We start from the raw sequence: 26269 nt of genomic DNA on the forward strand, positions 1-26269 counted from the left end.
CGCCTGAGGCAGCCACACGGGCGCTTTCGCGTTCCCGCGTTTAGTAGAGCAGCGCGGTGAGGCGTTTGCGGGCCGGCGGCACGCGCGGGTCATCGGTGCCGACGACCTCGAACAATTCGAGCATGCGCTGCCGGATGACGTTCTTGCCCGCAGCATCCTGGCCGGGGAACAGGCCCAGCAGCCTGTCGAAGGCGTCCTCGATGTGTCCGCCAGACAGGTCCAGGTCGGCCACGAGGAGTTGAGCGTCCAGGTTCGCCGGGTCGTCAGCGGCAGCCGAACGCACCTCGGCGATGGTCTTGCCCTGCAGCCGGGCGAGCAGGCTGACCTGGGCGAGACCGGCGGTGGCCATGGTGTCGCGGGGGTCGCGGGCCAGGGCGAGCTTGTAGATGTCGATGGCGGCGGCGTAGTCGCCGCGCTCGATGGCCTCGTAGGCCTCGCGGTGATGCGGCGGCAGTTCGGGTTCGACGGGCTCGGCCGGCGGGCCGGCGGGCGTCTCGGCGGCCTCGGCCACCCCGGTCACACCGTGCTGAGCGGCCAGCTCAAGCACCCGCTCGAAAACCTCGCGGATCTGCACCACGGGGAGTACCCCGTCGAAAAGCTGAACCGGCTGACCGTTGATCACCGCGGCGAGGGTCGGCACCGACGTGGCCTGGAACGCCTGGGCGAGCTGCGGGTTCGTGTCGATGTCGACGGTGGCCAGCACGAAGCGGCCGTTGTACTCCCTGATCAGGTTCTCGATCACCGGGGTGAGCTGGGTGGCCGGCTCGCTCCAGGTGGCCCACAGGTCCACAATCACCGGCACGATCTTCGACAGTTCCAGCAGCTCCGCGAAGTTGGTGTCGGTACCCTCGAGCACCAAATTCGGTACCGGAACGACACCGGCGACGGCGCCATCCGGCGCGGTCCCGGTGCTCACGCCGGCCGCGGCCGCCGGTGGGCGGTTCACGAGCGAGGACAGGTCGACGGCGCCGCGCAGGTTGGCGCCGGCTGGGGGGACAACGGTCATGGAAGCTCCACGGAATTGATCAGTCCCTGACTAAAGCCAAGGAGAACGATTTTGTCGGTTGAATTGGCGGCAGGCACGTGGAACAGGAGCTGCTCGCTATAGGTGCTCTGGATGCCCTTGGTGGTCTCCTCGATACCGGAGAGCGCCTTGCTCGGGCCTTCCTTCGGGGTGATGGTCGCCTTGCCCGCGACGGGAGTCACCGTGGTGATCTCGTTCACACTCACGGCCACGATACTGCCGGAGTCGTTCGTGGCAAGGGCAATGATCTCGCCACTCCCAACGGCATTGGTGAACTCCATCGTGCCGGTGTCCTCAAGCTCCAACAGCTGCTTCTCCTTGTACTCCAAGCCCAGCTGGGTGCGGGCGGTGTCGCCCTTGGCTTCGAAGAGCGGGAACGACGGGCTCGCCTCGCCTTTCAGCAGGATGTCGGCGTAGGCCGGGCCAACAGCGTTGGGCGCCATCGACATGAACTTGTTGTCGGGGGCGATCAGCGGTGCTCCGATGGTGGCCGGGGCCACACTCGGAACCTTGGCGGATGCCTCGAGCTGCACGGCGTACTCGACCAGGTAGTTCTCCCGCGGAGATTCCTGCTTGAGAATAAGCGCCATGGTGGGCACCGAGGCCTCATCAGCCGACTGCAGCACCGTCATGACCACGCGCGGCCAGGCATCGGTCTGTTGGGGAAGCGTCAGCGTCAGCGGGGAATCCGGCAGCGCCACGGTCGCCGCGTACGACGCATCAGCGGCGCGGACCTTGTAGTTGGCCAGACGCTGCTCGAGCGCGGGGCCGGTGAACCGGGTGGCCAGGCTGTCGGCATCCAGGTTCGCGTCGGCCTCCGCCGTGAGCGCGACAATGTCGCCAACGATGCGCTCGAGTTGCGGCACCGTCACAGCGGGCTCCGGAGCCTCGTCGGCCACGGGAGCCTCGATATCCTCGGCGCTGGACGAGGGCGTCGCCGTTGCGGTGGCGGCGGCCTCCGGAGCGGCGGTCGGCCAGAACTCCGGCGAACATCCGCTGAGCACCAGGCCGGAGACCAGCACGAGGGGAACGGCGATCATGGACCGGCCGATCGACCGGCGTGGACCGGTGATCTCGCTCGCCTTGATGGTCTTGGGGCGCGGCGCCCGGGGCAGCCTGGGCATGCGCGGCCCGCGCGGCACGTTGCGCCGCGGACGGCGGGACCGGCGGAAGTGCAACAGGCCCAGCAGGTAGATCACGAAGCCGAGCAGACCGATGAGAGCTCCCCCGACGATCAGCGGACCGGCCCACGGTGTCGCGTTGTCCGTCGGCCAGGCCACGGTGATATCCGTCGGCGCCGGGGCGGTCCCGTCGGAGGCGACAAGCACCGAGATCCCGGCCGGCGCGCTGATCGTGGTGGTCAGCGACCGGTCACCGGTGTACTCCTCCAACCACAGGTCGGAGCCGGCAGGGTCGGTGGCCAGCGGGGCCGCTTCGGTTTCCGCCGCCGGCGTGACGGCGGTTCCCGTCGCCGGGGTAACAGTCAATTTCCCGGTGTCGGCATCGAGGCCCACCGCCGAGTACTCGTCAGCGCCGATCCAGGCCTGGATGTCCGCGGTACGCGCGTAGGCGACGAAGACGCTGTCGGAGCCGGAAACCGTGATGGTCTGGCTGCCGGGGAACGTGCCCAGGGCCGCGCCGTCGATCACCGCGTACGGCGCACCGTCGTCGACCGTCGCGCTCAGGCTCGTGGAAGCAGGTTCGAGAAAGACTGTCCGCTGCGCGATGCCGAATGCGATCATCAGCGCGGCGAGGACGAATGCCAAAATGGCAAAGACGAAACGCACGTAAAACCCTCCTGTGTTGCCTGCCGATGGCTGCGAATCACAACGACTGCCACCGCTTGTCGGGGCCGGGAAGCAACAGACACGGACGTCTTACGATAGTGGACGCTCCTGAGAGGTGCCTAATAGCGGCTTTTCGCGTGATTCCCCTCCCTCCACAGCCTCCTTTCCCCCGAAGGCGGGATGGGGAGCAGAGTGTCCGGGCACTAAAATTGCACGGTCTGCTCCGTCCGTATCTGACTCGGGGTCAGGCCCATTTATGAGGAGACAACGTGGCGACCGACGAGGCTGACTTCACCCAGGTATTCCGGGGGTACGACAAGGACGAGGTCGACAAGGCCATCCAGGGACTTCGGCGCGACCTGATCCAGGCCAACGCCCAGAGCACCGAGTCGGCCAAGGAAGTCAAACGACTGGGGGCCAGAATCGACGACCTCAATGCCGAGATCGAAGAGGTCGGCAGTCCCACCTTCTCCGGGCTGGGCACCAAGCTCGAGAACACCCTGCGGGTCGCCGAGGAGCAGTCAACCCGGGTCATCGCCCAGGCCGATATCGACGCCGAGAAGCTGCGCGCCTCCGCATCCGCCGAGATCGACGCGCTGAAGCGCCAAGCCTCCGAACACGCCGAACGAACGGTGTCCGACGCCACCGTCAAGGCCCACCGACTGCTCACCGATGCCCAGGTCGAGGCAGACGATCTGCTCACCCGCGCTGGGCAGACCCACGAACAGCTCACCCAGGATGCCCTCCAGGAGGCCGCGGCGATCCGCGGCGCCGTCGCCACCGAGGCGGCGGAGCTCCGGGCCACGGTCAAGCGTGAGGTCGCCGCCATTCGCTCCGAGGCCGAACGGGAGGCCGCTGAGGTGCGGGTCGTCGCTCAGCGCGAGGCCACCGAAGCGAGGGAAATCGCCGCTGGTCTCACCCGGGAAACCGAATTGACGCGCGCGGAAGTGGCCCATGAACTGGACCAGCAGCGTGCCGACCTCGCCCGCGAGACCGAACAGGCCCGCATCGACCTCGCCACCGAGACCGAACAGGACCGCATCGACCTGGCCCGGGAGACCGAACAGGCCCGCATCGATCTGGCCCACGAGACCGAACAAGCCCGCTCAGACCTGTCCGTGGAGATCGAGCAGGGTCGCACCGACCTCGCCCGGGAGATCGAACAGGCTCGCGCGGATCTCACCATCGAGGGTGAGCAGGCGCACACCGACCTCGACCGGGAGCTGGACCGAGATCGGGCGGCAGTGAACCGCGACCTCGACAAGGCGCACGCCGACCTCGCCGCCGAGATCGAGCAGGCCAGGGCCGACCTCGCCCGGGAACTCGAGCAGACCAAGGCGGACTTCGACGCCGACAGCGAGCAGGCCAGAATCGATCTGGACAACCATCTCACCGCCACCCGCAAGCGCGGCGAGCACGAGGCGGCCAAGCTGCGACGCGAAATCGACCAGATCCGAGCCGACCTCGAGGTGGAGCTCAAGGCGCGCAGGGACGAAGCCGAGCAGGACCACCTGGCCCGTCACCAGGCGGCCGTCGCTCAGACGCAGCGTTACCTGGACGACTCCTCGGCTCAGCTCGCCGTCACCAACGCCCGCACCGTGGAACTGCGCACTCTCAACGAACAACTGGATGCCGGTGCCCGCGCCGACGCGAAGACGGCGAAGGCGAAGGCCGACGATGAGGCCGAACGCATCGTGCGGAATGCCGAGGATCGCGCGGCGGCCCTCGTCGCCGATGCGGAGACACGCACGCGTGAACTCGTCAACGACGCTGAAGACCGTCTGGCGCAGATTAGGATTGAGCGCGAGTCGGTCGCCGGCTACTTCGAAAGCCTGCGCAGCGTCCTGACCCAGGCGGAGAAAGTGAACGCTGACCAGGACTAGTCACAACGCCGAGCAAGTGGAGACAACAGTGAAGATCCAAAACGCCTTCCGGCTCGGCCTGGTGGGAACCCTGGGTGTCGGCCTCGGGGTGCTGATCCTGAGCTCGATCGTCTCGCTGTCCACGATCATCACCTACATCGGGGCGGCTCTGTTCCTGGCCCTGGGACTCGACCCGGCGGTCTCGTGGCTCGAGAAGAAGAAGTTCCCGCGGTGGGCCGCCATCCTCACGGTGCTCGTCGCCGTGCTGGGCGCGCTGACCGGGGTGATCTTCGCCATCGTCCCGATCATCGCCGACCAGATCTCCAACCTGTCTGAACGCATTCCGGCCCTGGTGAAGTCGGTGAATTCAGCGACTTTCCTCGTCGACCTGCAGAAGCAGTTCCCGGCCCTCGATGTGCAGGAGATCGTCGAGGCGGTCACGAAATACCTCGGCGGCAACCTCACGGAGATCACGTCCACCATCGTCCAATCCGGTTTCGCCATCGTCAGCGGCTTGTTCGGGGGCCTGATCATCCTGATCCTGACCCTGTACTTCACGGCGTCACTGAACACCATGAAGCGAGCCACCTACCAGCTGGTCCCCGCCTCCAAGCGGGAACGCTTCGCGGACCTGAGCGAGCAGATCACCACGGCCGTCGGCCGGTTCATCGTGGGACAGGGCGCCCTGGCCGCCTGCAACGGTGTTTTCAGCTTCATCTTCCTGTCGATCATCGGCGCCCCCTTCCCCGCCCTGCTGTCGGTGATCGCGTTCCTGTTCTCGCTCATCCCGCTGGTCGGCACCATCACCGGATCCGTCATCATCGTCGCCACCTGCGCGATTCCCGGTATCGGCAGCTCCTGGCTCACCGTGCTCGTCGCGGGCATCTACTACCTGGTCTACATGCAGCTCGAGGCCTACGTTCTCAGCCCGAACATCATGAACCGCGCCGTCGCCGTGCCCGGCGCCGTCGTGGTGGTGGCAGCCCTCGCCGGCGGGTCGCTGCTGGGCATCCTCGGCGCCCTGATCGCGATCCCGGTCGCGGCATCGGTCATCATGATCATCAAGCAGGTCGTGATCCCCCGCCAGAACGAGCTGTAAAGCCTCAGGAGCGCCCTGTCAAGCGGCGCGGTGCTCCTGAGCGCCGGACGCCCGCCGGTTGCTTACGCGGCGGCTCAGAGCTCGGCCGCTCAGAGCCGGGCGGCTCAGCGTTCGCCGGCCCAGGTCTCCGGCAGTGGGCCGGCTGCCGGGTTCACCGCGGCGACGATCTCGTTGAGCACCCGGCGGGTCTGGCTCTCCCCCACCCAGAGATGCTTCGCGCCGTCCACATTGATCAGTCGGGCGTTCGGAACGCTCGCGAACCGGGTGCGGGCCTCCTCGGGCCGGAGGTAGTCGTCGTGTTCGGGCACCAGCACCACGAGCTCGCGCTCGTCGTCCGCCCAGGCCGCCAGTTCGGCATCCGTTGCCCGATGCAGCGGTGGCGACAGCAGGATCGCGCCGTGGATCGGGTGGTCGAGGCCGTACTTGATCGCCAGTTCCGTGCCGAACGACCAACCGACGAACCAGGGGTCAGGCAGGCCACGCTCCGTGACGAAGGCCATGGCCGCGGCCACATCGGCACGTTCGGCGTCGCCGTGTCCGAAGCTGCCCCCGCTGGTCCCCCGCGGTGAACTGGTACCACGGGTGTTGAAGCGCAGCACGGCGAGGTCGGCCAGCGCCGGCAGCCGTCCGGCGGCCTTCCGCAGGATGTGCGAGTCCATGAAGCCGCCGTGCGTGGGCAGCGGATGCAGGGTGACCAGGGTGGCGACGGCGGGCCGACTCGCCGGCGTGGCCAGCTCGCCCACCAGGGTGAGGCCGTCGTCGGTGTGCAGCTCGATCTGCTCGCGGGTTGCGGGCAGGTCGATGCCGCCGCGGATCTCGACTGGTCCGGCCATGGTGGTGCTCCTCGTCGGGGGGGGGGTGAACGCCTGCGCGAAACGCTCGGGTTACTTGATCTTCCAGCAGTGCAGATGCCAGTGGCGCCGGGCGGCGAGGTCCGCCGCGTCGCCGGTCACACCGTCGCCGCGCCAGGTGACCATGTGGGCCACTCCGGGGTTGATGTCGAGCAGGCAACCGGGGCAGAGGTAGGTCTTCCCCGCCTGGGCGGCGCTGATCGGCTGCACATGCCACACGCCGTCGCGCTTCACCTCGGTGCGGCGCCAGCCGGCGAGCATGCGTGAGAGATCGTCGGTCTCGTCTTCGCCGGTGCCGGCTCTGCGGCCCTTGGGGCGGTTGCTGCGCGGCATGGTGCAAGTCTAACCCTGGCTCGAAGGGCCCAGCTGGGCCGGTCGGGTCGGGTGACTAGTACCAGCCGACGTCGACGGAGTGGCCCCAGGCGCCGCAGGGGGTGCCGTAGCGGCCGCTGATGTAGCCCAGGCCCCATTCGATCTGGGTGCCGGCGTTGGTTTCCCAGTCGGAGCCGGCCGAGGCCATCTTCGAACCGGGCAGTGACTGCGGGATCCCATAAGCGCCGCTGCTGGAGTTCATCGCGTTGACGCGCCAGCCGGACTCCTTGTTCCACAGCGACACCAGGCAGCTGTACTGGTCTTCGCCCCAGCCGCGGGACGCGACGGCGCCGTAGGCGTATGCCTGGGCGGAGCCCGGGTCGGGGACGGCAGCCGGTGCGGCGCTGACGGGGCCCGGCGACGTCGTCGACGCGGCGGCCACGGGGGCCGGTGCGGGTTCCGGCTCGGGTTCGTTGATGGTGTAGCTGTCGATGACGACAGCGTTGGCCACGGTGCTGGCCACGAGCAGGGACTGAGCGGCCTCGCCCTTGTACCGGTCGGACGCGGCGCCGGGCACCTGGAAGTACGGTGACGCCGTCGCCCCGGAGTACGGGTCGACCACGGTGACGAGCACGAAGGCGGCAGCAGCGGTGAATGCGAACAGCGACAGCGCTACGTGGCTGCGTGAGCGCGGGCGGTGCATGCTCCGCGGGATCGGCCGGGCGGGCGTCTGCACGGCCAGGTTCCCGAAGGGTGCACGAAGCGATTTGGTGCCCGGTGTGCTCACCGGCATCGCGCCCGAAACGGGCGCGGAAATGTTGAGATGTCTACCCACGATGATTAGACCCTAACCCACTTCGCGGGTAACGGCCAGGTAACGACACGCGATGTGTCACCGAACGGCGAGCATCACGTCCACGACACTGTCGAGAACCAGGTCGACCTGGGCCTCCCTGTAGCCGGTCCGCTGCGGGCGGAAGACCGCCGTGCGCACATCGTCGACGGTGACCGGGTGGCCGTCCTGGAAGTAGGTGACGAGCTTCGCGGCGAGGCGGTCGACATCGGCTTTGTTGTAGCCGGTGCTGAAGATACTGGTGCGGGAGAACCGGTGACCCGCCGGTCGGCCGAGGCGGTTGATGATCACCTGCGCGGTCTGACGGGCCTCGTCCAGCCAGGCCTGCGAGCCGGATTCGCCGGTGGCGCGTTCCCGCTCCCGCAGCGCGAAAGCGTCCTCGAGACGCTCCAGGGCGGCGTCGACGTGGCTGGGCGAATAGCCGCCCTTCTGCATGGCGAAGGCCGTGTGACGGATGTCGGCTGCGGTGAGCTGGTCCGTCCCACCCGCATCGTCGTACGCGTGTCGAGTCGACTCGAGGAACTCCTCGACCTGCTTGAGGTTGTAGCCGAGCATCTTTTTACTGGTTCGCGGAAACGTAGTGCTCACCGCCTCATTCTGCCCCACCGGACGCCGAGTGTCGAAAGCAGCCGGGTCAGGCGAAGATGAGGTAGAGCGCATAGGCCGCGGCCGCTGACGGCAGGATGGAGTCCAGACGGTCGAGGAAACCGCCGTGGCCCGGCAGCCAGGAGCTCATGTCCTTGATGCCGAGGTCCCGCTTGATCAGCGATTCCGCCAGGTCACCGAAGGTGGCTGTGATCAGGATCACTACACCGAAGATCGGACCGAACCACCACGGCTCGCCGAGCATGAAGATGGCCAGCAGGATGCCGACGACCACACACACGATGGCCGCTCCGGCGAAGCCCTCCCAAGTCTTCTTGGGACTGATCGACGGCACCATCCGGTGTTTGCCGAAGGAGAGGCCTGCGGCGTACGCGGCGGTGTCAGCGGAGATCACCAGTAGCAGGAACGCGAGCGTCCACCACTGGCCGCCCTCCTGGGTGACCAGAAGCACCGCGAAACTGGCCAGGAACACGACGTAGACCTGGATCAGGAAGCCGCCGCCGATGTCGGTGAGCACCACGCTGCGGGGTGCGCGGTGCCTGGGGAAGGCGAGCATGGCCAGCCGCCACAGGGTGATCAGCAGGATGCCGCCCAGAGTGGCGAGCCACTGGCCGCCGGCACCCCAGTAGAACGCGGCGGGCACGACGGCCACCGCCGACGCCAGCACCGGGATCCGGGGCACCTTCCGGCCGCCCCGGCGCAGAGCCTCGGCCAGTTCGAAGGCCGTGAACCCCACGACCACGAAGGCCATGATCATGAACAGCTCTTTGATGAAGATCAGGCTCACGAGCATCGCGCCGCCCAGGACCAGCCCGATCAGGGTCGCCAGAATCAGGTTGCGCCCTGTGCGGGCCTCGATGCGTTCGTTCGTCGCATCCAGCTGCGCCTTGGTGGCCTGCACCTGGCGTTCGATGTCGGCCTTGGTGGACTGCACCTGTGCCCGAAACTCGGCGCGGCCGGTGCCGCGACCCCGCTGGGGTGGCTGGGTGGGCCCTGGCTGATCCGTCATTCGCTTAGCCTCCGCTAGATAGCGAGGAGTTCGGCTTCCTTGCGCTTGAGGGCGTCGTCGATCGCGTCGATGTGAGTCTTCGTGATCTGCTCGAGCTCCTTCTCTCCGCGGGCCACGTCATCGTCGCCGACCTCGCTCTTGAGCGCGTCGAGTTCGTCCTTGGCCTTGCGGCGCAGGTTGCGAACGGAGACCTTGGCATCCTCACCCTTGGTCTTGACGATTTTGACGTACTCCTTGCGGCGGTCGTTCGTCAGTTCGGGCAGCGAAGCCCGAATGACGATACCGTCGTTGCCGAGGTTGGCGCCGAGGTTCGGGGTGTCCCGAATGGCGTTCTCGATGTCGCGCAGGGCGCTCTTGTCGTACGGGGTGATCAGGAGCGTGCGAGCTTCCTGGTTCTGCAGCGAGGCAAGCTGCCCCAGGGGCGTCGGGGTGCCGTAGTAGTCGACCAGGATCTTCTGGAACATCTGCGGGTTTGCTCGCCCCGTACGCACGGTGGCGAAGTCTTCCTTCGCGGCCTCGACGGCCTTATCCATGCGCTGGGTGGTGTCGGTCAGGACATCCGTAATCACGGTGACTCCTTCTTCGGTGGCTTCAATAATCCTAGTTGGAGACGAGGGTTCCCAGTTCGGCGCCGAGAATGGCGGCCGTCACGTTGCCGTGCGGAGCCATCCCGAACACCCGCATGGGCATGCTGTTGTCCATGCACAGGCTGAAGGCCGTCGAGTCGACGACCTTGAGGCCGCGCTGGAGCGCATCCTGGTAGGTGATGCTGTGGATCTTGTGTGCGTCGGGGTTGGTGCGCGGGTCGTCTGAGTAGACACCGTCGACGCCGTTCTTGGCGACCAGGACGACCTCGGCACCGATTTCAAGGGCACGCTGCGCGGCCACGGTGTCCGTGGAGAAGTAGGGCAGTCCGGCGCCGGCGCCGAAGATGACGACGCGGCCCTTTTCCAAGTGACGCTCGGCGCGTCGCGGGATGTACGGCTCGGCGACCTGGGTCATAGCGATGGCGGATTGCACGCGGGTCTCCGCTCCGGCCTGTTCCAGGAAGTCCTGCAGGGCGAGGGCGTTCATGACGGTGCCCAGCATGCCCATGTAGTCGGCGCGGCCTCGGTCCATGCCGCGCTGGGAGAGTTCGGCGCCGCGGAAGAAGTTGCCGCCGCCGACGACGATCGCGATCTCGACGCTCTTGGCGGCCTCGGCGATTTCCCGGGCCAGGCTGCTGATGACGTCGGGGTTGACACCGAGGCTTCCGGCCCCGAATGCTTCGCCCGACAGTTTGAGGAGGACTCTGCGCTTGGTACCTGTATCTGACATGCCCGTGAGCGTCCTTCCGTTGTGGATCGTGATTCTAAAACTACCGGTTGAGCACCGGTGGGCTATACCCCTGCTGCGGCCCACCTGGAGCCGGGCAGAGAAGAAGGAGACCGGATTGCCGAGGCGATCCGATCTCCTTCTGTCTCATGCTGCCTTACTGGTTACTGCTGTGCCGGTTGCGGCGGAGCTGGTTACGCGCCGACCTTGAACCGGGCGAAGCCGGTGACGGTCAGACCCGCGTCAGCGAGCACCTTCGCCACGGACAGCTTGTTGTCCTTGGCATAGTCCTGCTCGAGAAGTGCGACCTGCTTGAAGTACGCGTTGACGCGGCCTTCAACGATCTTGGGCAGCGCGGCGGCCGGCTTGCCCTCGTTCTCGGAGATCTCGGTGACGATGCGACGCTCGGCCTCGACGGCTTCTGCGGGGACGTCTTCGCGAGCCAGGTATTCCGGGTTCGCGAACGAGATGTGCTGGGCGATGCTGCGCGCGGTTGCGGCATCCTCACCGGTGTAGCCGAGAACAACACCGACCTGCGGGGGCAGGTCCTTGCTGGTCTTGTGCAGGTAGATCTCGAAGTTGTCACCGGTGACGGCTGCGACGCGGCGAAGTTCGAACTTCTCACCGATGATCGCGGCTTCGCCGTTGATGAGGTCTCCGACGGTCTGGCCATCCGCCGGAGCGGCAAGCGCCTCGGGGACGTTGGTGGCGCCGGCAGCGGAAACCGCGTCCAGAACCTTCTCGGAAAGAGCGCCGAACTTCTCGCCCTTGGCGACGAAGTCGGTCTCGCAGGCGAGCTCGAGCAGGTAAGCGGTGTTTCCGATCACCTTGGCGGCCACGAGGCCCTCAGAGGTGGAACGGTCGGCGCGCTTTGCGTTGCCCTTTGCACCCTTGAGACGCAGGATCTCAACCGCGCGCTCGATGTCGCCATCGGCTTCGACGAGTGCGTTCTTGGTGTCGACCATGCCGGTGCCGAGGCGCTCGCGCAGGATCTTGACGGATTCGAGGTTGAAGTTTGCCATACCTGTTGTCCTTACTTGGTGTCGGCTACGGGAGCGTCGGCTGCAACCTCTTCGGTTGCGGCTTCGGCCGCTGCGGGCTCTGCTGCTGCGGGTGCCTCTTCTGCAACCTGCTCGGTGGCGACGGTTTCGTCGGCGACCTTCTCGGTGTCAGCGGAGGACTGCTCGGGCGTGGTCTCGGCCGGAGCTGCGAGCAGCTCGGCTTCCCACGCGGCGAGGGGCTCAACTTCGGCGCCCTCTTCCGGCTTCTGGTGACGCTGGATGAGGCCCTCGGCCGCGGCGTCGGCGATGATGCGGGTGAGCAGGCCAACGGAGCGGATGGCGTCGTCGTTACCCGGGATCGGGTACTGAACGTCGTCGGGGTCGCAGTTGGTGTCGAGGATCGCGATGACGGGGATGCCGAGCTTGCGCGCCTCGTCGATGGCGAGGTGCTCCTTGTTGGTGTCGACAACCCAGAGCGCGGACGGCGTCTTGGTCAGGTTGCGGATTCCGCCGAGGCTCTTGTGCAGCTTGACGAGCTCGCGCTTCTTGATGAGCATTTCCTTCTTCGTGAAGCCGCTCTTGGCGGTGTCCTCGAAGTCGAGCTCTTCGAGCTCTTTCATGCGGGCCAGACGCTTGGAAACGGTCTGGAAGTTGGTGAGAAGGCCACCGAGCCAGCGCTGGTTGACGTAGGGCTGGCCGACTCGCGTCGCCTGCTCCGAAATCGATTCCTGCGCCTGCTTCTTGGTGCCGACGAAGAGGATGGTGCCGCCGTGGGCGACGGTCTCCTTGACGAAGTCATAGGCCTTGTCAACGAACCCGAGCGACTGCTGCAGGTCGATGATGTAGATGCCGGAACGCTCGGTGAAGATGAAGCGTTTCATCTTCGGGTTCCAACGGCGGGTCTGGTGCCCGAAGTGCACGCCGCTGTCGAGCAGCTGGCGAATGGTTACGACGGCCATGAGCCGTACTCCTTATCCGACGTTTCTGCACAGCAGAAAACGCCCATCGGTTTGTGTCGTGATCGGATGATCACTACTCCTGGTGCCCGGCGCACAACCGCCCGACTTCGTGAAAAGTCAGGACCGAGTGGATGTGTTGGCCGAATGGGCACGCGTAGTCAGCGCACAAAGCGCTGCTCAGAGAACTCTAGCACCCGGCCGACCCCGGCCGCGCACCAACGCGCTCCCCCGCAGCCACTCCTCCACAGCCGGTTCTTTCACACGTTTGGCACAGCCGGGCCCGCGGCGCGCCTCCCGACCTCGCCGTCGTCCGATGGTGGAGCCATGACAGCGACAGGACGCCCCGACAAACGCCTCGCCTCCACCCGTTCTCCCCTGCACAGGTTCCGGTCTCGCCGGCGCCCGGCGCAGGCTCCGTTCCGTCTCGCGGCGCTGCCGGTCTGTGCCATCGCGGCCGCACTACTCACCGGCGCACCAAGCCTGTCCGGCTCGCCGGCGCCGGCGTTGGCCTCTGCGCCGGTGCCTGTCGTTGCGGAGCACAGTGCCGCGGCATCAGTTGGGGTTCCCGTGTCGGCGACACTCGGTGCTGCCCTGCCCGGACAGGCGGCGCCGGCCGGATGGGCCTGGCCCGTCGGACCACCACGGGAGCTGGCGCGTCCCTTCGAGGCGCCGACCAGCCGGTATGCGGCCGGGCACCGCGGTATCGACCTCGTGGCCGGTGAAGGCCACCCGGTTCGCTCCCCCGCCGACGGGGTGGTCACCTTCGCGGGCACGGTCGTGGACCGGCCCGTTCTGTCAATCCAGCACGGTGAGGACCTGGTGTCCAGCTTCGAGCCGGTCACGGCCACGGTGAGCGAGGGTGATCGGGTGCTGGCCGGGCAGGTCGTGGGCGTCGTGGCGACGGGTTCGCACTGCACCGCGCGCTGTGTGCACTTCGGGGTGCGCCGGCACGGTCAGTACATTTCGCCGATGCTCTTTCTCGGCGGGCTGGCGCGCGCGATACTGCTGCCACTCCCGCCGACCGGCCCGGTGCCGATCCCGGCCCGCTGACGCCCGCACTCTCACGGAGTGGCGTCAGGCGCGGGGGTGCGCGAGCCGGTAGCTCTGCTGCAGTCTCTCCGCCGAAACGTGGGTGTAAATCTGGGTCGTGCCGAGGCTGGCATGGCCGAGCATCTCCTGCACCGCGCGCAGGTCGGCTCCACCGTCGAGCAGGTGCGTGGCCGCCGTATGGCGCAGGGCGTGCGGACCTGCCGGACCGGTGCCGGGCATCGACTCAAGCAGGGCCGCGACCAGGCGGTACACGGCGCGCACCCCGAGGCGCTGCCGGTGGCTGCCGAGGAACAGGGCGGACGGGTCGGCCCCGGCGGCCCGCCGAACGGCCATCGTGCCCCCCGTCGCCTCTGACCGCGTCGTCTCGGCCGGAACCGCGGCGGCCAGCACCGGACGTGCCGCCCGCAGGTACCGCACGATGGCGCTCTGCGCCGGCACGCCGAACGGCACAACGCGTTCCTTGTCGCCCTTGCCGGTGACGCGCACCGTCAGGCGGGACAGGTCGACGTCCCCCACATCGAGTCCGACGAGTTCGGAGACCCGCAGGCCGGACGCATAGAGCAGTTCGATGATGGCCAGGTCACGCACGGCTCCCGGGTCGTCGGCGCCCGCGGCGGCCTCGAGGCGGTCGAGCAGTTCCTGCATCTGGCTGCGATTGATCACCCGCGGCAGGGTGCGGCCAGGTTTCGGCGAACGCAGCCGCACGGCGGGGTCGCTGGGCAGCACGCCGTCCCGGGTGAGCCAGGCGGTGAACCCGCGCGCCGAGGCGGAGCGCCGGGCGATGGTGGCCCGCGCCAGTCCGGCCTGCGTTCCCGTCCACAGCCAGTCGCGCAGGAGTTCCAGGGTCAGGCCGTCGACGGTGTCCACCGCCCGATCTTCGGCGAAGGTGGCCAACCCTGCCAGGTCGGCGCAATACGCGCGCACCGTGTTCACGGAGAAACCGCGTTCGGTCGCGAGATAGCGGGCGAAGCCGTCGATCGCCGGGTCGAGATGCATGCCTCCAGCATCTCGCGCGCCGGGCGGGATGCCGGCACCGACGCGGGAATCGCCGTCATTCGCCCGCTCTCCCGCACGGCGCCCACTCACGGTGATCCTCCCCCGGTCTCGGCTACCCGGCCGGCTGTGCGACGTGTCGGGAGAACGCCGCCAGCCGGTCTGTCGGGCTGAGCGCCTCCATCCGGTCGAGGTAGGCCGGACCGAAACGGGTGACCACGTCGAACGCGCCCAGGGGAACATTCGAGTGCACCACCTGGTCGGCATAGACGTGCACAAGGTTGATCGACTGGCCACCGCCGACACCGGTGAGCTGGCGTGGCGGGGCTGCCGCGTCGATCGTGTAGCAGGTGGCCGCGGCGACGGACACCGGGATCCCGGCGAACAGTCCCGTGGTGGCGTGGTGCAGGTGACCGCCGAGGATCGCGCGTACATCGCTTCCCACCAACACCTCGGCCAGCGCCGTCTGGTCGCGCAGTTCCAGGATGGTCATCAGCGGCAGGGCCGTGGGTACCGGTGGGTGGTGCAGGGCGAGCAGGGAACCGTGTTCGGCGGGTTCGCTGAGCACGTCGCGCAGCCAGGCGAGTTGGTCGGCGGTGACCTCGCCGTGGTGGTACCCGGGCACGCTGGTGTCCAAGGAGATCACTCTCAGTCCGTTGACGTCGACGACCCTGTCGACGGGCCCGTCGTGGGCCTCGACACGCAGGAGTTCGGTGCGGAACGCCGCCCGTTCATCGTGGTTGCCCATCACCCAGACCAGTGCAGCGCCCATCCGCTCTGCGGACGCCTCGACGATGTCGCGCACCCGGCGGTACGCATCCGCCTCGCCTCGGTCGGCGATGTCTCCGGTGAAGACGAGGGCGTCGATGGCCAGGCCGGAGGCTTCCAGCTGCGCCATCGCGCGATGCACTGTGCTGTCGGTGTCGACGGCGTCGTACAGCAACCGCCCGGATCCGTCCGCGCCCGTGCCGAGGAAGTGAGTGTCGCTGAGGTGCACGATGAGGTGGGAGGCCGGCCGGTACTGGCCCATTTGTACAGTGTCTGTTCCGGTCATGAGCTACCCCTCGCTGATCCGACGGACTGAATCGACGCCCTCGGTGTGACGCGCCGTCAGGAACACCCTAGGGCGTAGCGCCGACAACGACTCCGAGGAGATCCCGGGTACTGCGACACCGGCTGTCACCTCGGATATCGGCGCGCCGACTCCCGACGCCTGCGGGGCCGGCGCAGTGCGGCACGGTTAGATGGTGCCATCTGTTCACACTGTTCTTGGGGGTCCTGTTGGTTTCGAAACGCTATGCCTGTGTTCTGGTTGCGCTCACACTCTCTCTCGTGACGGGCTGTTCTCAGGCTGACGAAACCCTCGCGGTACCGGACACCAGTGAGGCGCCAGCCGCGGAGGCCGGCCCCGAGGCGGACGATCTCGCGCCCCTCGCCCTCACCGTCGCGGACCTGCCGTCCGGTGGCTGGAGCCTGGAGCCGTCCAGCAGCACCGACTCAGAGGATGCGGAAGTCTCCACCGACAAGTCAACACGGGACCTGTGTGCACTGGACTTCGCGAGTGCCTTGTCCATTGACGAAGCCGACAACCTCAACGGACACACCTTCACGCGGGAGACACTCGATCAGACCCTGAGTACCGGGGTGTTCATTGTCGAAGACGGTGAACAGGTCATAGCGGGCTTGAGCGCAGAGCTAGCCTCCTGCACCGAACCCCTGGCAACGACGGAAAACGGTCGAGACACGCTGATAGAGATCGACGAATTAGTAGGCGGCGAGGCCGCCATCGAGGGTGATTCCCTGGCCTGCCGCCAGATAAAAATGACCTTCGGGTATAACGCGTTCGCCGGCTCGATCTGTTTCGTCGCCGACGGTGACCTGGTCGTGTCGACGATGACCACCGGACCGTCCATGTCCCCCGTCCAGGCCGAAGAGTTCGCCCAGCTCACCAACGCCGCCACCCAGAAGGCCTTTGCAGCCCGGTAGTCCAGGCCCAGACCTGCGCGGAGCACAACTGTTGCCGCTCCGGACAAGTGCGCCCGGTGTGCCGGGAACATGTGTCCGGACGGGGAACAGTTAGGCCGGCGACTCAGGTGACCCTGACCCAGCCGGTCGCTCGTTCCCGCACCGAGCCCTCGAGGTCGAGGGTGCCCAGCGCCCCGAGCACCGCCACTGTCGACAGTCCGGAGCGCCGGGCAATGTCGGCGGCTACGCGAGGCGCCCGCACGCTGAGCGCATCGAATACCCGCACCTGATCGCTCGTGCGTTCCCGCGGCACGGTTCCCTCAGCATCCCGGCCGGCCGTCCCGGGCACGTCCAGCTCCAAATCCACGCCCAGGCCGATGAGCTCGGCCATATCGGCGGCGCTGGTGACGCAGATGGCGTCGTAGTCCCGCAGTAAGCGGTGACAGCCGGCCGAGGTGGGCGAGGTGACCGGGCCGGGAACAGCGCCGAGCGGGCGTCCCAGCGCTGCCGCGTGCCCGGCCGTATTGAGCGATCCGGAGCGCCAGCCCGCTTCGAGCACCACGGTGGCCGCACTCGAAGCGGCAATCAGCCGGTTGCGCTGCAGGAACCGCCATTTGGTGGGCGGCGCCCCACAGGGCAGCTCGGACAGCACGGCGCCGGCCTCGACGATGCGGGTGAGTAGGGCGTCGTGTCCGCTGGGGTAAAAGCGGTCAACTCCCCCGGCCAGAAAAGCGACGGTCGCTCCGTTGCTGGCCAGCGCCGACCGATGTGCCATTCCGTCGATCCCGTAGGCCGCCCCCGACACAATAGCGAGTCCCCGGTCGACCAATCCCGCCGCCGCCTCCATCGCCACGTGTTCTCCGTACCCTGTCGCAGCGCGAGCGCCGACCAGGGCGATGGAGTGGCGGAGCGCCGCCAGGGCATCCGGTTGACCCCGCCACCACAGGGCGAGCGGGGCGTGCCGGCCCAGGTCGTCGACAGCGCGGGGCCAGAGCGGGTCGTTGGGCAGGAGCAGTGCCGTTCCCGTGCGCCGGGCCTGCTGCAGCGACCGGATCACCTCGGTCGACGACAATCGTGGTCGCCATCGGGCGAGTGCCTGCTCCAGCTCCGGGCGGAGTCCGGAAGGATCACTCGCCTCGTGCTCGCCGACGGAGTCCGTGAGCGTGCCGGCCAGTCGGTCCGGGGGCCACGCCTCCACCACCGAGCGAAGGGCCGCCGCCGCGCCGAGCAGGCCCACCACGGCGCCGGCGACCCCGTCCCCCGGTTCGGCGATCGTGGTCCAGGCCGCTCGGGCGAATACCTCCCCAAGGTCGGAGAGCCGCGCAGAAGTGAGCTCGGCATCGGCGGGCCGGGCATCCGCCGGCTGCTCCTCACCGGGTGCGGCGGCGGCCGGGCGAACGCCGGCGGTGAGCGAGGTCACCACCGCCTCGTCGATTCCGAACAGTGTCATGACGCCATTCCCTTCCGCAGGTACAGGGCCTGCCCCACTTCGTCTGGCCCGGGTCTGGCGACTCCGGTCAAATCCGCGACAGACCACGCCACCCGGAGTATCCGGTCGTAGCCGCGCATGGTGATCCCACCCCTCTCGAGGGCCCGGTCGAGCATCGCCGTGACCGGGGCGCCCAACCGTCTCTCGGAACTGCGCAGCCAGGGTCCTGACACCTGCGAGTTCACCGTCCAGGGCGTTCCGGCCAGCCGCTCTGCCGCGGTTTCCCGCGCGGCCAGAACGCGGCTGCGGGCCACCGCGCTGGACAACCGGCCGCCGTCGGCCGAGATGCGTAATTGCGCTGCGGTCACCCGGGTCACGGTGAGTTGGATGTCGATGCGGTCCAACAGCGGGCCGGAGATGCGGGCGAGATAACGGCGCCGCGCGTTCGGCGGACAGCTGCATTCCTGATCGCCGGCGCCGTATTGGCCGCACGGGCACGGGTTCGCGGCCAGCACCAGCTGGAATCTAGCGGGAAAATGGGCGATGGCGTTCGCCCGGTGGATGCTGATCCGACCGGATTCCAGGGGCTGTCTGAGAGCGTCGAGCACCGCACCGGAGAACTCAGGTGCCTCATCCAGGAAGAGCACCCCGTGGGACGCCCGCGCCGCCGCACCCGGCCGGATCTGCCCGCTGCCGCCGCCGACCATCGCGGCCGCCGTGATGGTGTGGTGTGGCGACTCCAACGGGGGCCTGGTGATCAACGAACGCCCCACCGGACGGCCGCTCAGCGACCGCAGCGAGCTCACCTCCAGAGACGCGGCCGGGCCAAGGTCGGGCAGCAGCCCCGGCAGACGGGCCGCGAGCATGGTCTTGCCCGCGCCTGGCGGCCCGAGCATGAAGAGATGGTGACCGCCGGCCGCAGCCACCTGCAGGGCCAGGATGGCCTCGTCGTTGCCGACGACGTCGAGCAGGTCGAGGCTCTCGTCGGCCGGGTCGTCCTCAACGGGAGCACGCAGCACCTCCACCTCCTGGGGTTCCAACCTGGCACCGTGCCAGATCAGCGCGTCACGGAGCGACGACACCCCCACCACCCGGATCCCCGGCACCAGGGCCGCCTCCTCGGCGTTGCCGGCCGGGACCATCACCGTGCGGTGCCCGAGCCGCGCCGCGGCGATCACCGCCGGCAGCATGCCGGGCGTCGGCCGCAAGCGCCCGTCCAGGGCGAGCTCGCCGATGTGCACCACAGCGCCCACCGACGCGGCCGGCACCACCCCGTCCGCGGCCAGACAGGCCACCGCGATGGCGAGGTCGAAGCCGGAGCCGTGCTTGCGCAGGGCGGCGGGCGAGAGGTTCACGGTGAGCCGGTGACCGTTCAGCGCACAGCCGGAGTTCTTGGCCGCGGCACGCACCCGTTCGGCGGCCTCGGCCAGGGCCGCGTCCGGAAGCCCGATCAGCCGCATCCCCGGCAACTGGCTGGAGATGTCGGCCTCGACCTCGACAAGCGACCCGGCGAGGCCGATGAGTGCGACGGAGTGGGTGCGGGCCAGGCCCATCAGAACAAGCCCTCGAGGTGTTCGACACTCGGTGCGTGGCCCGGGCGGGCGATCACCGCGATGGCGTCAAAACGGATGTGTCGCGCCCTCGGCTCGAATTGTGCGCACCAGGCCCCGGCCAGCCGGCGCAGCCTGGCCAGCTTGGCCACCGTGATGGCCTCGAACGGATGCCCGTATCCGGTGCCTGAGCGGGTCTTCACCTCGACGAACACAATGTCGCCATCCTTGGCGACGATCAGGTCGATCTCACCCTGCCCGCACCGCCAATTGCGCTCCACCACCGTGTACCCCGCCCGCGCCAGGTACTCCGCGGCGCAGTCTTCGCCGCGCCGGCCCAAATCGTCTTTGCGTGCCACGAGCACCTCCGCGACCAGCATGCGAGGACCGGTCTCGGACGCGAGACGGCGGTGTCGAGCCTGTGCACACACAGCGCAGCCCGCCCCTGTGGAGGAGCGGGCTCTCGGTGTTCGGCTGATCCGGATTGAACCGACCGGACTAAACGGTGTCGGAGCGCCCCTCCGCCTGCATTTCCCTGGAGGCCTGCGCGAGCTCCTTGTCGAGCTCCTTCGCGTCGACCTTCAGCTCCTTCTGGAGGTGCTTCTGCGCCACGAGGCCCGCCTTGCGGAATTCCTCGTCGAGCCGGTCCTTGCCCACGACGATGAGCGCGGCCTCGCCGGAATCGAGCAGCTCGCCGAGTTCCTTGATGTCACCACGGTCCAGGCTCCGCCAGAAGTGCCCAACAACGCTGCCGGCTGCTCCGCCGACGATGGCGCTGCCGATGATCGCCGGGGGGAACAACAGGCCGACAACAGCGCCGGCGGCCACGCCGGTCCAGCCGGCATGTTTGCTGGTCTTGCGGTGAACCTGCACCGAGCCATCGGCCTCCTTGGTGGCGACGGCGGCGTCGTAGGTTCCGATCACCTTGGTGGAGTGCAGTTCACGCACAACCTCGAGGTCGGACTCGGCCGTTGCCGCGTTGGGGTACACACCGAGATAGAGGAAGACGGATTCGTCGGACATGGAAACTCCTTATTTCACGTGGGATTTCGGAAATGGGTCGCTGTCGCAGGGGACGGTACCCAGCCCCCGTCCGGGTGTCAACCGCGCAGGGCAGCCGGCGCGACCGTAGGCTGATGCCATGATCTCCGACCGCCTGACCGACCTGTCGATGCGAGCCATGAACGCCGTACACCGCACGCTGCTGGTGCTCTCCCGAGGCCGGCTGGGCTGGAAAATCGGGCCGATGCCCGTCGTGGAACTGCACACACTCGGACGGAAGACCGGCGAGCGACGCTCCACGATGCTCACCGCCCCGATCCACGAGCCGAACCGGGTGGTGCTGATCGCGTCGAAGGGCGGCGACGACCGCAACCCGTTCTGGTACCTCAACCTGGTCGCCCACCCCGAGGTGGAACTCACCGAGAACGGGGTCACCCGCCCGATGCGGGCCCGCACGGCCACCGCGACGGAGAAGGCGGCGCTGTGGCCGGCGATCGTGCGCGCCTATTCGGGCTACGCCGGTTACCAGCAGAAGACCCGTCGGGACATTCCCGTCGTCATCTGCGAGCCGCGCACCCCCTGAGTCGGGATCCGGGCGCAGGGTCAGCGGGTCAGCCGGGTGAGCTCCACGTCGTGTCCGGCGAAGGCGGCATCCGTCGCCCGCAGAACCCGCAACACGTTGGCGCCGGCCAGGGCGGCCAGCTCGGCAGCGGTCCAGCCTCGCCGGGCGAGCTCGAGCAGCAGCGCCGGGTAACCGTCGACGCCCTCGAGGCCCTCGGGGAACTCGTCGGTGCCGTCGAAGTCCCCGCCTAGCCCGATGTGGCGGATGCCGGCGACGTCGCGCGCGTACTCGACGTGATCGGCTACCTGCGCCACGGTCACCCGGGGTGCGGGCGTGCTCCGGTCGCCGCCGAACCAGCCGGCATACTCCGCCGAGACGAACTGCGGCACAAAGGTGACCATCAGCACGCCGCCGTTGTCGGCCAGGCGCGCGAGCACATCGTCAGGCACGTTGCGTGGGTCGGCCGTGACGGCGGAGCAGGAGCTGTGGCTGAAGATCACCGGGGCGCTCGTGACGTCGAGGGCCGCGTGCGCAGTCGCCGGGGAGACGTGCGAGAGGTCAACGAGCATGCCCAACCGGTTGAGTTCCCGGATGTACTCGACACCGCGCGGGCTCAGGCCGTTGTGCACCGGTTCGTCGGTGCCGGAGTCGGCCCAACTCGTGTTGTGCACGTGAGTGAGGGTGAGGTAGCGCACGCCGAGCCTGGCCAGCATCCGCAGCACGGCGGGAGAATCGTTGAGCGAGTGGGCACCCTCGGCGCCCAACAGCGAGGCAACCCGGCCGCTGGCACGAGCGGCCTCCACATCGGCCGCACTCGTGGCGATCACGAAGGTCTGCGGATACCGGGCGGCGAGTCTGTACACCCAGTCCACCTGCTCCAGGGTGCCCTGCACGGCGTCGGCTCCGTCGAGGGTGTCTTCCACGTACACCGACCAGAATTGACCGCCCACCCGGCCGGCTCGGAGCCGGTCGATATCGGTGTCAGTGGCCAGGGCGCCGTCGAGACCCTCGACGGAGTAGTCCCGGTTCTCGCGACACTCCCAAGCCCAGTCGTTGTGCCCGTCAATGAGCGGAGCCAGGTCCAGGGCCGCGGCCACCGTGGCCAGGGCGTCAGCGCTGGACGCGTCAGCACTGGACGGGGCCCTGCTGGACGGGGCGGTGCTGGACGTGGCGGTGCCAAACGGGACCGCGCTAGACGAGTCGGTGCGAGCTGTCATCCGCACACGCTAGCAGCCGCGCGGCGGGCCGGCGGGGCTACTCGTCGAGCGCGAGTTCCTTGGGAAGTTCGAACTCCTTCGACGCCAGTTCCTCCACGTTGACGTCCTTGAACGTCAGCACTCGCACCGACTTCACAAAACGGTCGGAGCGGTAGACATCCCAGACCCAGACATCCTTCATCGTCAGTTCGAAGTAGAAGTCGTGTTCGGTGTCGCGGCGCACGAGTTCAACCTCGTTGGCGAGGTAGAAGCGGCGCTCAGTCTCGACGACGTACTGGAACTGCCCCACAACGTCTCGATACTCGCGGTATAGGGCCAACTCGACCTCGCGGTCGTAGTCCTCGAACTCATCTTCTTCCATGGTGAGTCAATCTTACGCGCAGTTCTCAAGCCGGAATCTTGAGCCAGCTGAGCCGGTGCTGTTCGCTGGCCCCCAACGCACCGATGGCGGTCATGTGTTGGGCGCTGCCGTAGCCCTTGTTGCCCGTCCAGCCGTAGCCGGGGGTGGCGAGGTCGGCCGCGATCATCAGCTGGTCCCGGTGCACCTTCGCGATCACGGATGCCGCGGACACCGACGCACAGTCCTGGTCGGCCTTGATACGGGTCACGACGGACAGCGGGGTGCTGAGGGCCTTGTTGAGCCAGTCGTCGTTGCCGTCCAGCAGCACGACTCCGCCGACGATGTCCACGCCGTCGGCGTGCAGCTGGGCAAGCGCTCGCTTGCCGGCCAGGCCGAGTGCGGCGATGATGCCGACGCTGTCCACCTCCTGCGGCGACGCCAACCCCACGGCGCTGTGACGCACCCACGCCGCGGCCAGGGGGGCCAGCCGCTCACGGCGGGGCTCGCTCAGGAGTTTGGAGTCGCGCAAGCCCACCGGGAAGGCACCGACGTCGGCCGTCACGACCGCGAGGCCCACGGCGACGGGGCCAGCGAGGGCACCGCGGCCGACCTCGTCGCAGCCGATCACACAGCTGGCGCCGGCAGCGAGCATCGCCAGCTCCACGTCGAGGGTCGGCTCGACGACAGCCATCATGACTGGAGGGGCTTCGTGGGCTGGGGAACGGTCACTTGTCGGCCTCTTCGACCCCGCGGAACACCTCGGGGTAATCGTCCAACCAGCTCCACCGTTCTAGCGGCCAGCTGATCACGAGGGCGCGGCCGACAACGTTGTCCATCGGCACGAACCCCTTGCCCGGAGCGTTGGGGTGGTAGCGGGAGTCGAGGGAGTCGTAGCGGTTGTCGCCCATGACCCACAGCGAATTCTCTGGAACGACGACGTCGAACGCGTCCTTGGACACGCTCGTCTCACCCGCCGGCAGCTGCGCGTACGGTTCGCTGAGCGGTATGTCGTTCACACTCATCTGGCCCAGCGTGTTGCAGCAGACCACGTGGTCTCCGGGCAAACCGATGATCCGTTTGATCAGGTGGTCGTTACTGTCCGGTGCGGACAGTCCGACCACCGACATCGTCCAGTCGAGCGCCGCGACGATCGGATTCTGTTCGAGGGGCGGCTGCGCCGGCAACCATCCGCCCGGATCGCGGAAGACGACGACGTCACCGCGGGAGACGGGCACCAGGGCGGGTTCGAGCTGGTTGACGATGATGCGATCGTCGACCAGCAGGGTGCTTTCCATCGACCCCGACGGGATGTAGAACGACCGCACGAGAAACGTCTTGATGAGGAACGAGATGAGCAGTGCCACCACGAAGATGATGAGAAGGTCGCGAATGAATATCGCAACGCCGCGCCTTTTGCGCGGCGAATCTGGTTCCAGGCGATGCGATCGCGAGGGCAGAGTGTTGTCTGTCATTTAACCGCCTGAGCTCCTCGCCCAGTTTAGCGGGGAGGAGCTCAGGGGGAAATCCAGCGGCTGCGAATACGCTCAGGCTTAGACCTGGCGAATCGGGATAGGCGCTGTTATTTAGTCGCGCTTTTCCTTGATCTTGGCTTTCTTGCCACGGAGACCGCGCAGGTAGTACAGCTTCGCGCGACGCACGTCACCGCGGACGACGACCTCAATGTGGTCGATCACCGGGGAGTGCACCGGGAAGGTACGCTCGACGCCGACCTGGAAGCTGACCTTACGGACGCAGAACGTCTCGCGGACGCCTTCGCCGGAACGGCCGATAACGACGCCCTGGTAGACCTGGACACGCGAGCGCGCGCCTTCAACGATGTTGACGTGTACCTTGACGGTGTCGCCGGCCCGGAACTCCGGGATGTCTGAACGCAGCGATGCTGCGTCCACCTGGTCGAGAATATGCATGTTGTTCGCTCTCTGTACCCGCCACAGGTCGAGGACGTTTCAGTGGCGCCCCGCCCTCTCACCGAAGGTGAGTTGGTGGCGACCAATTGAGTGTGTGCGTGCCGATATGAATGCAGCTCCCCTGTGGCAGAGACATGCCGCGGCACAAACGCTAATTCTGCCACTAAACCAGCCGCTCGCCAAACCCTCGGCCGACGGCACCTTTTACGGGTCGGTCAGCTTCTCCCGGATGATGATCACCGACGGGTCGGCGGGCGTCGTGGGCGCCGGATCCTGCCGGGCCCCGTCCGCACGAACGCCGGACCGGTCGTTCATCGGCGGGAACTGGTTCGGCCCGGCCGGGACGGTACCGAACCTAGCGGTCTCGTCGATGTAGACCATGGCTTCGCGCACTCGGGTGCGAGCGGCGTCGAAGAGTTCCCAGAGCGCGAACCAGAAGGCGCCGAGACCGACCAGGACCACCAGCACGGACAGCCACGGCGCCGTCACCGAGAACACGCCCATCAGCACGATCAGTACGTGCCAGAGGGCCAGCACCCCGACATCCGCCCAGGACACCGCCTTGACCGCACGCACCTCCTTGCGGGCCAGGAAGAGCAGGCTCACGACGAGGAGGCCGAAACCGATGGCGATGGCACCGAAGGTGGCGCCGAGAACCTCCCAGGCCGAGGATCCGAAAATCGACGCGGCGACCATCAGCCAGAGCGGAAGCGCGCCGACGGCTACGAACTGCCAGTAGTAGAAGACCCTGCGGAGAATCACAGTCCCCAGATTACCCGCGGGGGGCCCGCCGAGCCTTGGAGTTCGCTGGAGGCTGAAGGGCGGCATCCGCGTCGTCGGCGGGCAGGAGGTCGGGGCGCACCAACCGGGTGCGCTCGATCTGCTGCTGACGACGCCACGCCGCGATGGCGCCGTGGTTGCCGCTGAGCAGCACCGGCGGCACCTCCAGGCCACGCCAGCTGGCGGGCTTGGTGTAGCTGGGGTACTCCAGCAGGCCGTCCTCGTGCGATTCCTCGACCAGGCTTTCCGGGTTGCCCACCACGCCGGGGATGAGCCGGCCGATGGCCTCGATCATGGCCATCACGGCCACCTCTCCCCCGTTGAGCACGTAGTCGCCCAGGCTCACCAGGCGCACCCGGCCTCGGCCGGCGAAGTGGTCGACCACACGCTGGTCGATGCCCTCGTAGCGGCCGCAGCCGAAGACCAGGTGCGGCTCGTGGGCGAGTTCGCGGGCCATCGCCTGGGTGAACTGTTCTCCGGCGGGCGAGGGGAAGATCAGCACCGGGCCGGCGCCGCCCTCCGGCGCGCCGGCATCCGGGTCCTCGACCGCCGGCAGGATGCTGTCCAGCGCTTCACCCCAGGGTTCGGGCTTCATCACCATGCCGGCGCCGCCGCCGTAGGGGGTGTCGTCGACGGTGTTGTGCCTGTCGTGGGTGAAATCGCGCAGGTTGTGCACGGCGAGGTCGATCAGGCCGGCCTGGCGGGCGCGGCCGAGAAGGGAGATGTCCAGCACACCGAAGAACTCCGGAAAGATACTGATGATGTCGATGCGCATA

Annotated in this window: 29 protein-coding genes; 5 read left to right on the forward strand and 24 right to left on the reverse strand. The window is 67.8% G+C overall.

What is annotated here, in order from left to right; genetic code table 11:
• Positions 1-40 precede the first annotated feature (40 nt).
• Positions 41-1006, reverse strand: coding sequence for a tetratricopeptide repeat protein (locus B7495_RS10085; RefSeq protein WP_088456449.1), 966 nt, complete (start codon positions 1004-1006; stop codon positions 41-43).
• A complete protein-coding gene (locus tag B7495_RS10090; RefSeq protein ID WP_088456450.1) occupies positions 1003-2811 on the reverse strand; it encodes a hypothetical protein in 1809 nt (602 codons plus the stop codon). Before B7495_RS10090 ends, B7495_RS10085 begins: the two co-directional genes overlap by 4 nt.
• A gap of 269 nt (positions 2812-3080) precedes the next feature.
• On the opposite strand from B7495_RS10090, the gene B7495_RS10095 reads away from it, so the two are divergent.
• Positions 3081-4694 (forward strand): hypothetical protein, encoded by a 1614-nt coding sequence (locus B7495_RS10095; protein WP_088456451.1) that lies wholly within the window; start codon positions 3081-3083, stop codon positions 4692-4694.
• Positions 4695-4722: 28 nt separating this feature from the next.
• Entirely contained in the window at positions 4723-5772 is a 1050-nt protein-coding gene (locus B7495_RS10100) for an AI-2E family transporter (protein ID WP_088456452.1), read from the forward strand.
• 104 nt (positions 5773-5876) lie between these two features.
• Here B7495_RS10100 and B7495_RS10105 read toward each other — a convergent pair whose 3' ends face one another.
• The 9 genes from B7495_RS10105 to rpsB all read right to left on the reverse strand — a co-directional run bounded on the left by B7495_RS10105 (position 5877) and on the right by rpsB (position 12677).
• Positions 5877-6605 (reverse strand): alpha/beta hydrolase, encoded by a 729-nt coding sequence (locus tag B7495_RS10105; protein WP_088456453.1) that lies wholly within the window; start codon positions 6603-6605, stop codon positions 5877-5879.
• A 51-nt stretch (positions 6606-6656) separates the two neighbouring features.
• Positions 6657-6956: a hypothetical protein gene (locus B7495_RS10110; RefSeq protein ID WP_088456454.1), complete on the reverse strand. Its 300-nt coding sequence runs from the start codon at positions 6954-6956 to the stop codon at positions 6657-6659.
• A gap of 55 nt (positions 6957-7011) precedes the next feature.
• Positions 7012-7770, reverse strand: a complete 759-nt coding sequence (locus tag B7495_RS10115; RefSeq protein WP_240632193.1) for a lytic transglycosylase domain-containing protein — start codon at positions 7768-7770, stop codon at positions 7012-7014.
• Between the two features lie 57 nt (positions 7771-7827).
• Complete coding sequence (locus tag B7495_RS10120; protein ID WP_240632194.1) at positions 7828-8376, reverse strand: DivIVA domain-containing protein; 549 nt, start codon at positions 8374-8376, stop codon at positions 7828-7830.
• 46 nt (positions 8377-8422) lie between these two features.
• Positions 8423-9403 (reverse strand): phosphatidate cytidylyltransferase, encoded by a 981-nt coding sequence (locus B7495_RS10125; protein ID WP_088456456.1) that lies wholly within the window; start codon positions 9401-9403, stop codon positions 8423-8425.
• Positions 9404-9417: 14 nt separating this feature from the next.
• Positions 9418-9972, reverse strand: a complete 555-nt coding sequence (gene frr, locus B7495_RS10130) for a ribosome recycling factor (RefSeq protein ID WP_088456457.1) — start codon at positions 9970-9972, stop codon at positions 9418-9420.
• A 31-nt stretch (positions 9973-10003) separates the two neighbouring features.
• Complete coding sequence (gene pyrH, locus B7495_RS10135; protein ID WP_088456458.1) at positions 10004-10720, reverse strand: UMP kinase; 717 nt, start codon at positions 10718-10720, stop codon at positions 10004-10006.
• A gap of 191 nt (positions 10721-10911) precedes the next feature.
• Positions 10912-11739, reverse strand: coding sequence for a translation elongation factor Ts (gene tsf, locus B7495_RS10140; RefSeq protein ID WP_088456459.1), 828 nt, complete (start codon positions 11737-11739; stop codon positions 10912-10914).
• A gap of 11 nt (positions 11740-11750) precedes the next feature.
• On the reverse strand, positions 11751-12677 hold the full coding sequence (rpsB, locus tag B7495_RS10145) for a 30S ribosomal protein S2 (protein WP_088456460.1): 927 nt from the start codon (positions 12675-12677) through the stop codon (positions 11751-11753).
• A 324-nt stretch (positions 12678-13001) separates the two neighbouring features.
• Here rpsB and B7495_RS10150 point away from each other — a divergent pair, with 324 nt between their 5' ends.
• Positions 13002-13727 carry a M23 family metallopeptidase gene (locus tag B7495_RS10150; protein ID WP_088456461.1) on the forward strand — a complete coding sequence of 242 codons (726 nt, stop codon included), beginning with the start codon at positions 13002-13004 and terminating at the stop codon, positions 13725-13727.
• Between the two features lie 24 nt (positions 13728-13751).
• Here B7495_RS10150 and B7495_RS10155 read toward each other — a convergent pair whose 3' ends face one another.
• The gene (locus tag B7495_RS10155; protein WP_088456462.1) at positions 13752-14723 is read right to left on the reverse strand and encodes a tyrosine recombinase XerC; all 972 of its coding nucleotides are present in this window, start codon (positions 14721-14723) and stop codon (positions 13752-13754) included.
• A 112-nt stretch (positions 14724-14835) separates the two neighbouring features.
• Positions 14836-15774, reverse strand: a complete 939-nt coding sequence (locus B7495_RS10160) for a phosphodiesterase (RefSeq protein ID WP_088456463.1) — start codon at positions 15772-15774, stop codon at positions 14836-14838.
• Positions 15775-16052: 278 nt separating this feature from the next.
• Here B7495_RS10160 and B7495_RS10165 point away from each other — a divergent pair, with 278 nt between their 5' ends.
• Positions 16053-16706 (forward strand): hypothetical protein, encoded by a 654-nt coding sequence (locus tag B7495_RS10165; RefSeq protein ID WP_088456464.1) that lies wholly within the window; start codon positions 16053-16055, stop codon positions 16704-16706.
• Positions 16707-16809: 103 nt separating this feature from the next.
• On the opposite strand, the gene dprA is transcribed toward B7495_RS10165, so the two are convergent.
• The 4 genes from dprA to B7495_RS10185 all read right to left on the reverse strand — a co-directional run bounded on the left by dprA (position 16810) and on the right by B7495_RS10185 (position 20687).
• Positions 16810-18135 carry a DNA-processing protein DprA gene (gene dprA / locus B7495_RS10170; RefSeq protein ID WP_088456465.1) on the reverse strand — a complete coding sequence of 442 codons (1326 nt, stop codon included), beginning with the start codon at positions 18133-18135 and terminating at the stop codon, positions 16810-16812.
• Entirely contained in the window at positions 18132-19667 is a 1536-nt protein-coding gene (locus tag B7495_RS10175) for a YifB family Mg chelatase-like AAA ATPase (RefSeq protein ID WP_088456466.1), read from the reverse strand. The genes dprA and B7495_RS10175 overlap by 4 nt, the downstream gene beginning before the upstream one ends.
• On the reverse strand, positions 19667-20044 hold the full coding sequence (locus tag B7495_RS10180) for a YraN family protein (RefSeq protein ID WP_370028123.1): 378 nt from the start codon (positions 20042-20044) through the stop codon (positions 19667-19669). The genes B7495_RS10175 and B7495_RS10180 overlap by 1 nt, the downstream gene beginning before the upstream one ends.
• A gap of 118 nt (positions 20045-20162) precedes the next feature.
• Positions 20163-20687, reverse strand: a complete 525-nt coding sequence (locus B7495_RS10185) for a DUF1269 domain-containing protein (RefSeq protein ID WP_088456467.1) — start codon at positions 20685-20687, stop codon at positions 20163-20165.
• Between the two features lie 118 nt (positions 20688-20805).
• On the opposite strand from B7495_RS10185, the gene B7495_RS10190 reads away from it, so the two are divergent.
• The gene (locus tag B7495_RS10190; protein ID WP_088456468.1) at positions 20806-21249 is read left to right on the forward strand and encodes a nitroreductase/quinone reductase family protein; all 444 of its coding nucleotides are present in this window, start codon (positions 20806-20808) and stop codon (positions 21247-21249) included.
• A 20-nt stretch (positions 21250-21269) separates the two neighbouring features.
• Here the strand turns inward: B7495_RS10190 and B7495_RS10195 are convergent, their stop codons facing one another.
• The 7 genes from B7495_RS10195 to trmD form a co-directional block, all read right to left on the reverse strand.
• Positions 21270-22445, reverse strand: a complete 1176-nt coding sequence (locus B7495_RS10195; protein WP_088458029.1) for a dipeptidase — start codon at positions 22443-22445, stop codon at positions 21270-21272.
• A 37-nt stretch (positions 22446-22482) separates the two neighbouring features.
• Positions 22483-22806, reverse strand: a complete 324-nt coding sequence (locus B7495_RS10200) for a DUF2469 family protein (protein WP_066596196.1) — start codon at positions 22804-22806, stop codon at positions 22483-22485.
• A 25-nt stretch (positions 22807-22831) separates the two neighbouring features.
• On the reverse strand, positions 22832-23476 hold the full coding sequence (locus tag B7495_RS10205) for a ribonuclease HII (protein WP_088458030.1): 645 nt from the start codon (positions 23474-23476) through the stop codon (positions 22832-22834).
• Positions 23477-23510: 34 nt separating this feature from the next.
• Positions 23511-24257, reverse strand: coding sequence for a signal peptidase I (gene lepB, locus B7495_RS10210; protein WP_088456469.1), 747 nt, complete (start codon positions 24255-24257; stop codon positions 23511-23513).
• Between the two features lie 111 nt (positions 24258-24368).
• The gene (gene rplS, locus B7495_RS10215; RefSeq protein WP_088456470.1) at positions 24369-24713 is read right to left on the reverse strand and encodes a 50S ribosomal protein L19; all 345 of its coding nucleotides are present in this window, start codon (positions 24711-24713) and stop codon (positions 24369-24371) included.
• A gap of 204 nt (positions 24714-24917) precedes the next feature.
• On the reverse strand, positions 24918-25475 hold the full coding sequence (locus B7495_RS10220) for an MFS transporter (RefSeq protein ID WP_088456471.1): 558 nt from the start codon (positions 25473-25475) through the stop codon (positions 24918-24920).
• A gap of 10 nt (positions 25476-25485) precedes the next feature.
• Positions 25486-26268, reverse strand: coding sequence for a tRNA (guanosine(37)-N1)-methyltransferase TrmD (gene trmD, locus B7495_RS10225; protein ID WP_088456472.1), 783 nt, complete (start codon positions 26266-26268; stop codon positions 25486-25488).
• Position 26269: the final 1 nt, after the last annotated feature.

The organism is Cryobacterium sp. LW097 (assembly GCF_002205495.2).
In the GTDB taxonomy this organism is placed as follows: domain Bacteria; phylum Actinomycetota; class Actinomycetes; order Actinomycetales; family Microbacteriaceae; genus Cryobacterium; species Cryobacterium zongtaii.

Bases quoted from the DNA above. Each gene is read 5' to 3' on its own strand.
- B7495_RS10185 (WP_088456467.1), bottom strand. From the start codon at position 20,687: ATGTCCGACGAATCCGTCTTCCTCTATCTCGGTGTGTACCCCAACGCG.
- tsf (WP_088456459.1), bottom strand. From the start codon at position 11,739: ATGGCAAACTTCAACCTCGAATCCGTCAAGATCCTGCGCGAGCGCCTC.
- B7495_RS10180 (WP_370028123.1), bottom strand. From the start codon at position 20,044: ATGCTGGTCGCGGAGGTGCTCGTGGCACGCAAAGACGATTTGGGCCGG.
- rplS (WP_088456470.1), bottom strand. From the start codon at position 24,713: ATGCATATTCTCGACCAGGTGGACGCAGCATCGCTGCGTTCAGACATC.
- lepB (WP_088456469.1), bottom strand. From the start codon at position 24,257: ATGACAGACAACACTCTGCCCTCGCGATCGCATCGCCTGGAACCAGAT.
- B7495_RS10195 (WP_088458029.1), bottom strand. From the start codon at position 22,445: ATGACAGCTCGCACCGACTCGTCTAGCGCGGTCCCGTTTGGCACCGCC.
- B7495_RS10175 (WP_088456466.1), bottom strand. From the start codon at position 19,667: ATGGGCCTGGCCCGCACCCACTCCGTCGCACTCATCGGCCTCGCCGGG.
- B7495_RS10085 (WP_088456449.1), bottom strand. From the start codon at position 1,006: ATGACCGTTGTCCCCCCAGCCGGCGCCAACCTGCGCGGCGCCGTCGAC.
- B7495_RS10190 (WP_088456468.1), top strand. From the start codon at position 20,806: ATGATCTCCGACCGCCTGACCGACCTGTCGATGCGAGCCATGAACGCC.
- B7495_RS10155 (WP_088456462.1), bottom strand. From the start codon at position 14,723: ATGCATCTCGACCCGGCGATCGACGGCTTCGCCCGCTATCTCGCGACC.
- B7495_RS10105 (WP_088456453.1), bottom strand. From the start codon at position 6,605: ATGGCCGGACCAGTCGAGATCCGCGGCGGCATCGACCTGCCCGCAACC.
- B7495_RS10205 (WP_088458030.1), bottom strand. From the start codon at position 23,476: ATGGCTGTCGTCGAGCCGACCCTCGACGTGGAGCTGGCGATGCTCGCT.
- B7495_RS10150 (WP_088456461.1), top strand. From the start codon at position 13,002: ATGACAGCGACAGGACGCCCCGACAAACGCCTCGCCTCCACCCGTTCT.
- B7495_RS10160 (WP_088456463.1), bottom strand. From the start codon at position 15,774: ATGACCGGAACAGACACTGTACAAATGGGCCAGTACCGGCCGGCCTCC.
- dprA (WP_088456465.1), bottom strand. From the start codon at position 18,135: ATGACACTGTTCGGAATCGACGAGGCGGTGGTGACCTCGCTCACCGCC.
- pyrH (WP_088456458.1), bottom strand. From the start codon at position 10,720: ATGTCAGATACAGGTACCAAGCGCAGAGTCCTCCTCAAACTGTCGGGC.
- B7495_RS10110 (WP_088456454.1), bottom strand. From the start codon at position 6,956: ATGCCGCGCAGCAACCGCCCCAAGGGCCGCAGAGCCGGCACCGGCGAA.
- B7495_RS10200 (WP_066596196.1), bottom strand. From the start codon at position 22,806: ATGGAAGAAGATGAGTTCGAGGACTACGACCGCGAGGTCGAGTTGGCC.
- rpsB (WP_088456460.1), bottom strand. From the start codon at position 12,677: ATGGCCGTCGTAACCATTCGCCAGCTGCTCGACAGCGGCGTGCACTTC.
- B7495_RS10125 (WP_088456456.1), bottom strand. From the start codon at position 9,403: ATGACGGATCAGCCAGGGCCCACCCAGCCACCCCAGCGGGGTCGCGGC.
- trmD (WP_088456472.1), bottom strand. From the start codon at position 26,268: ATGCGCATCGACATCATCAGTATCTTTCCGGAGTTCTTCGGTGTGCTG.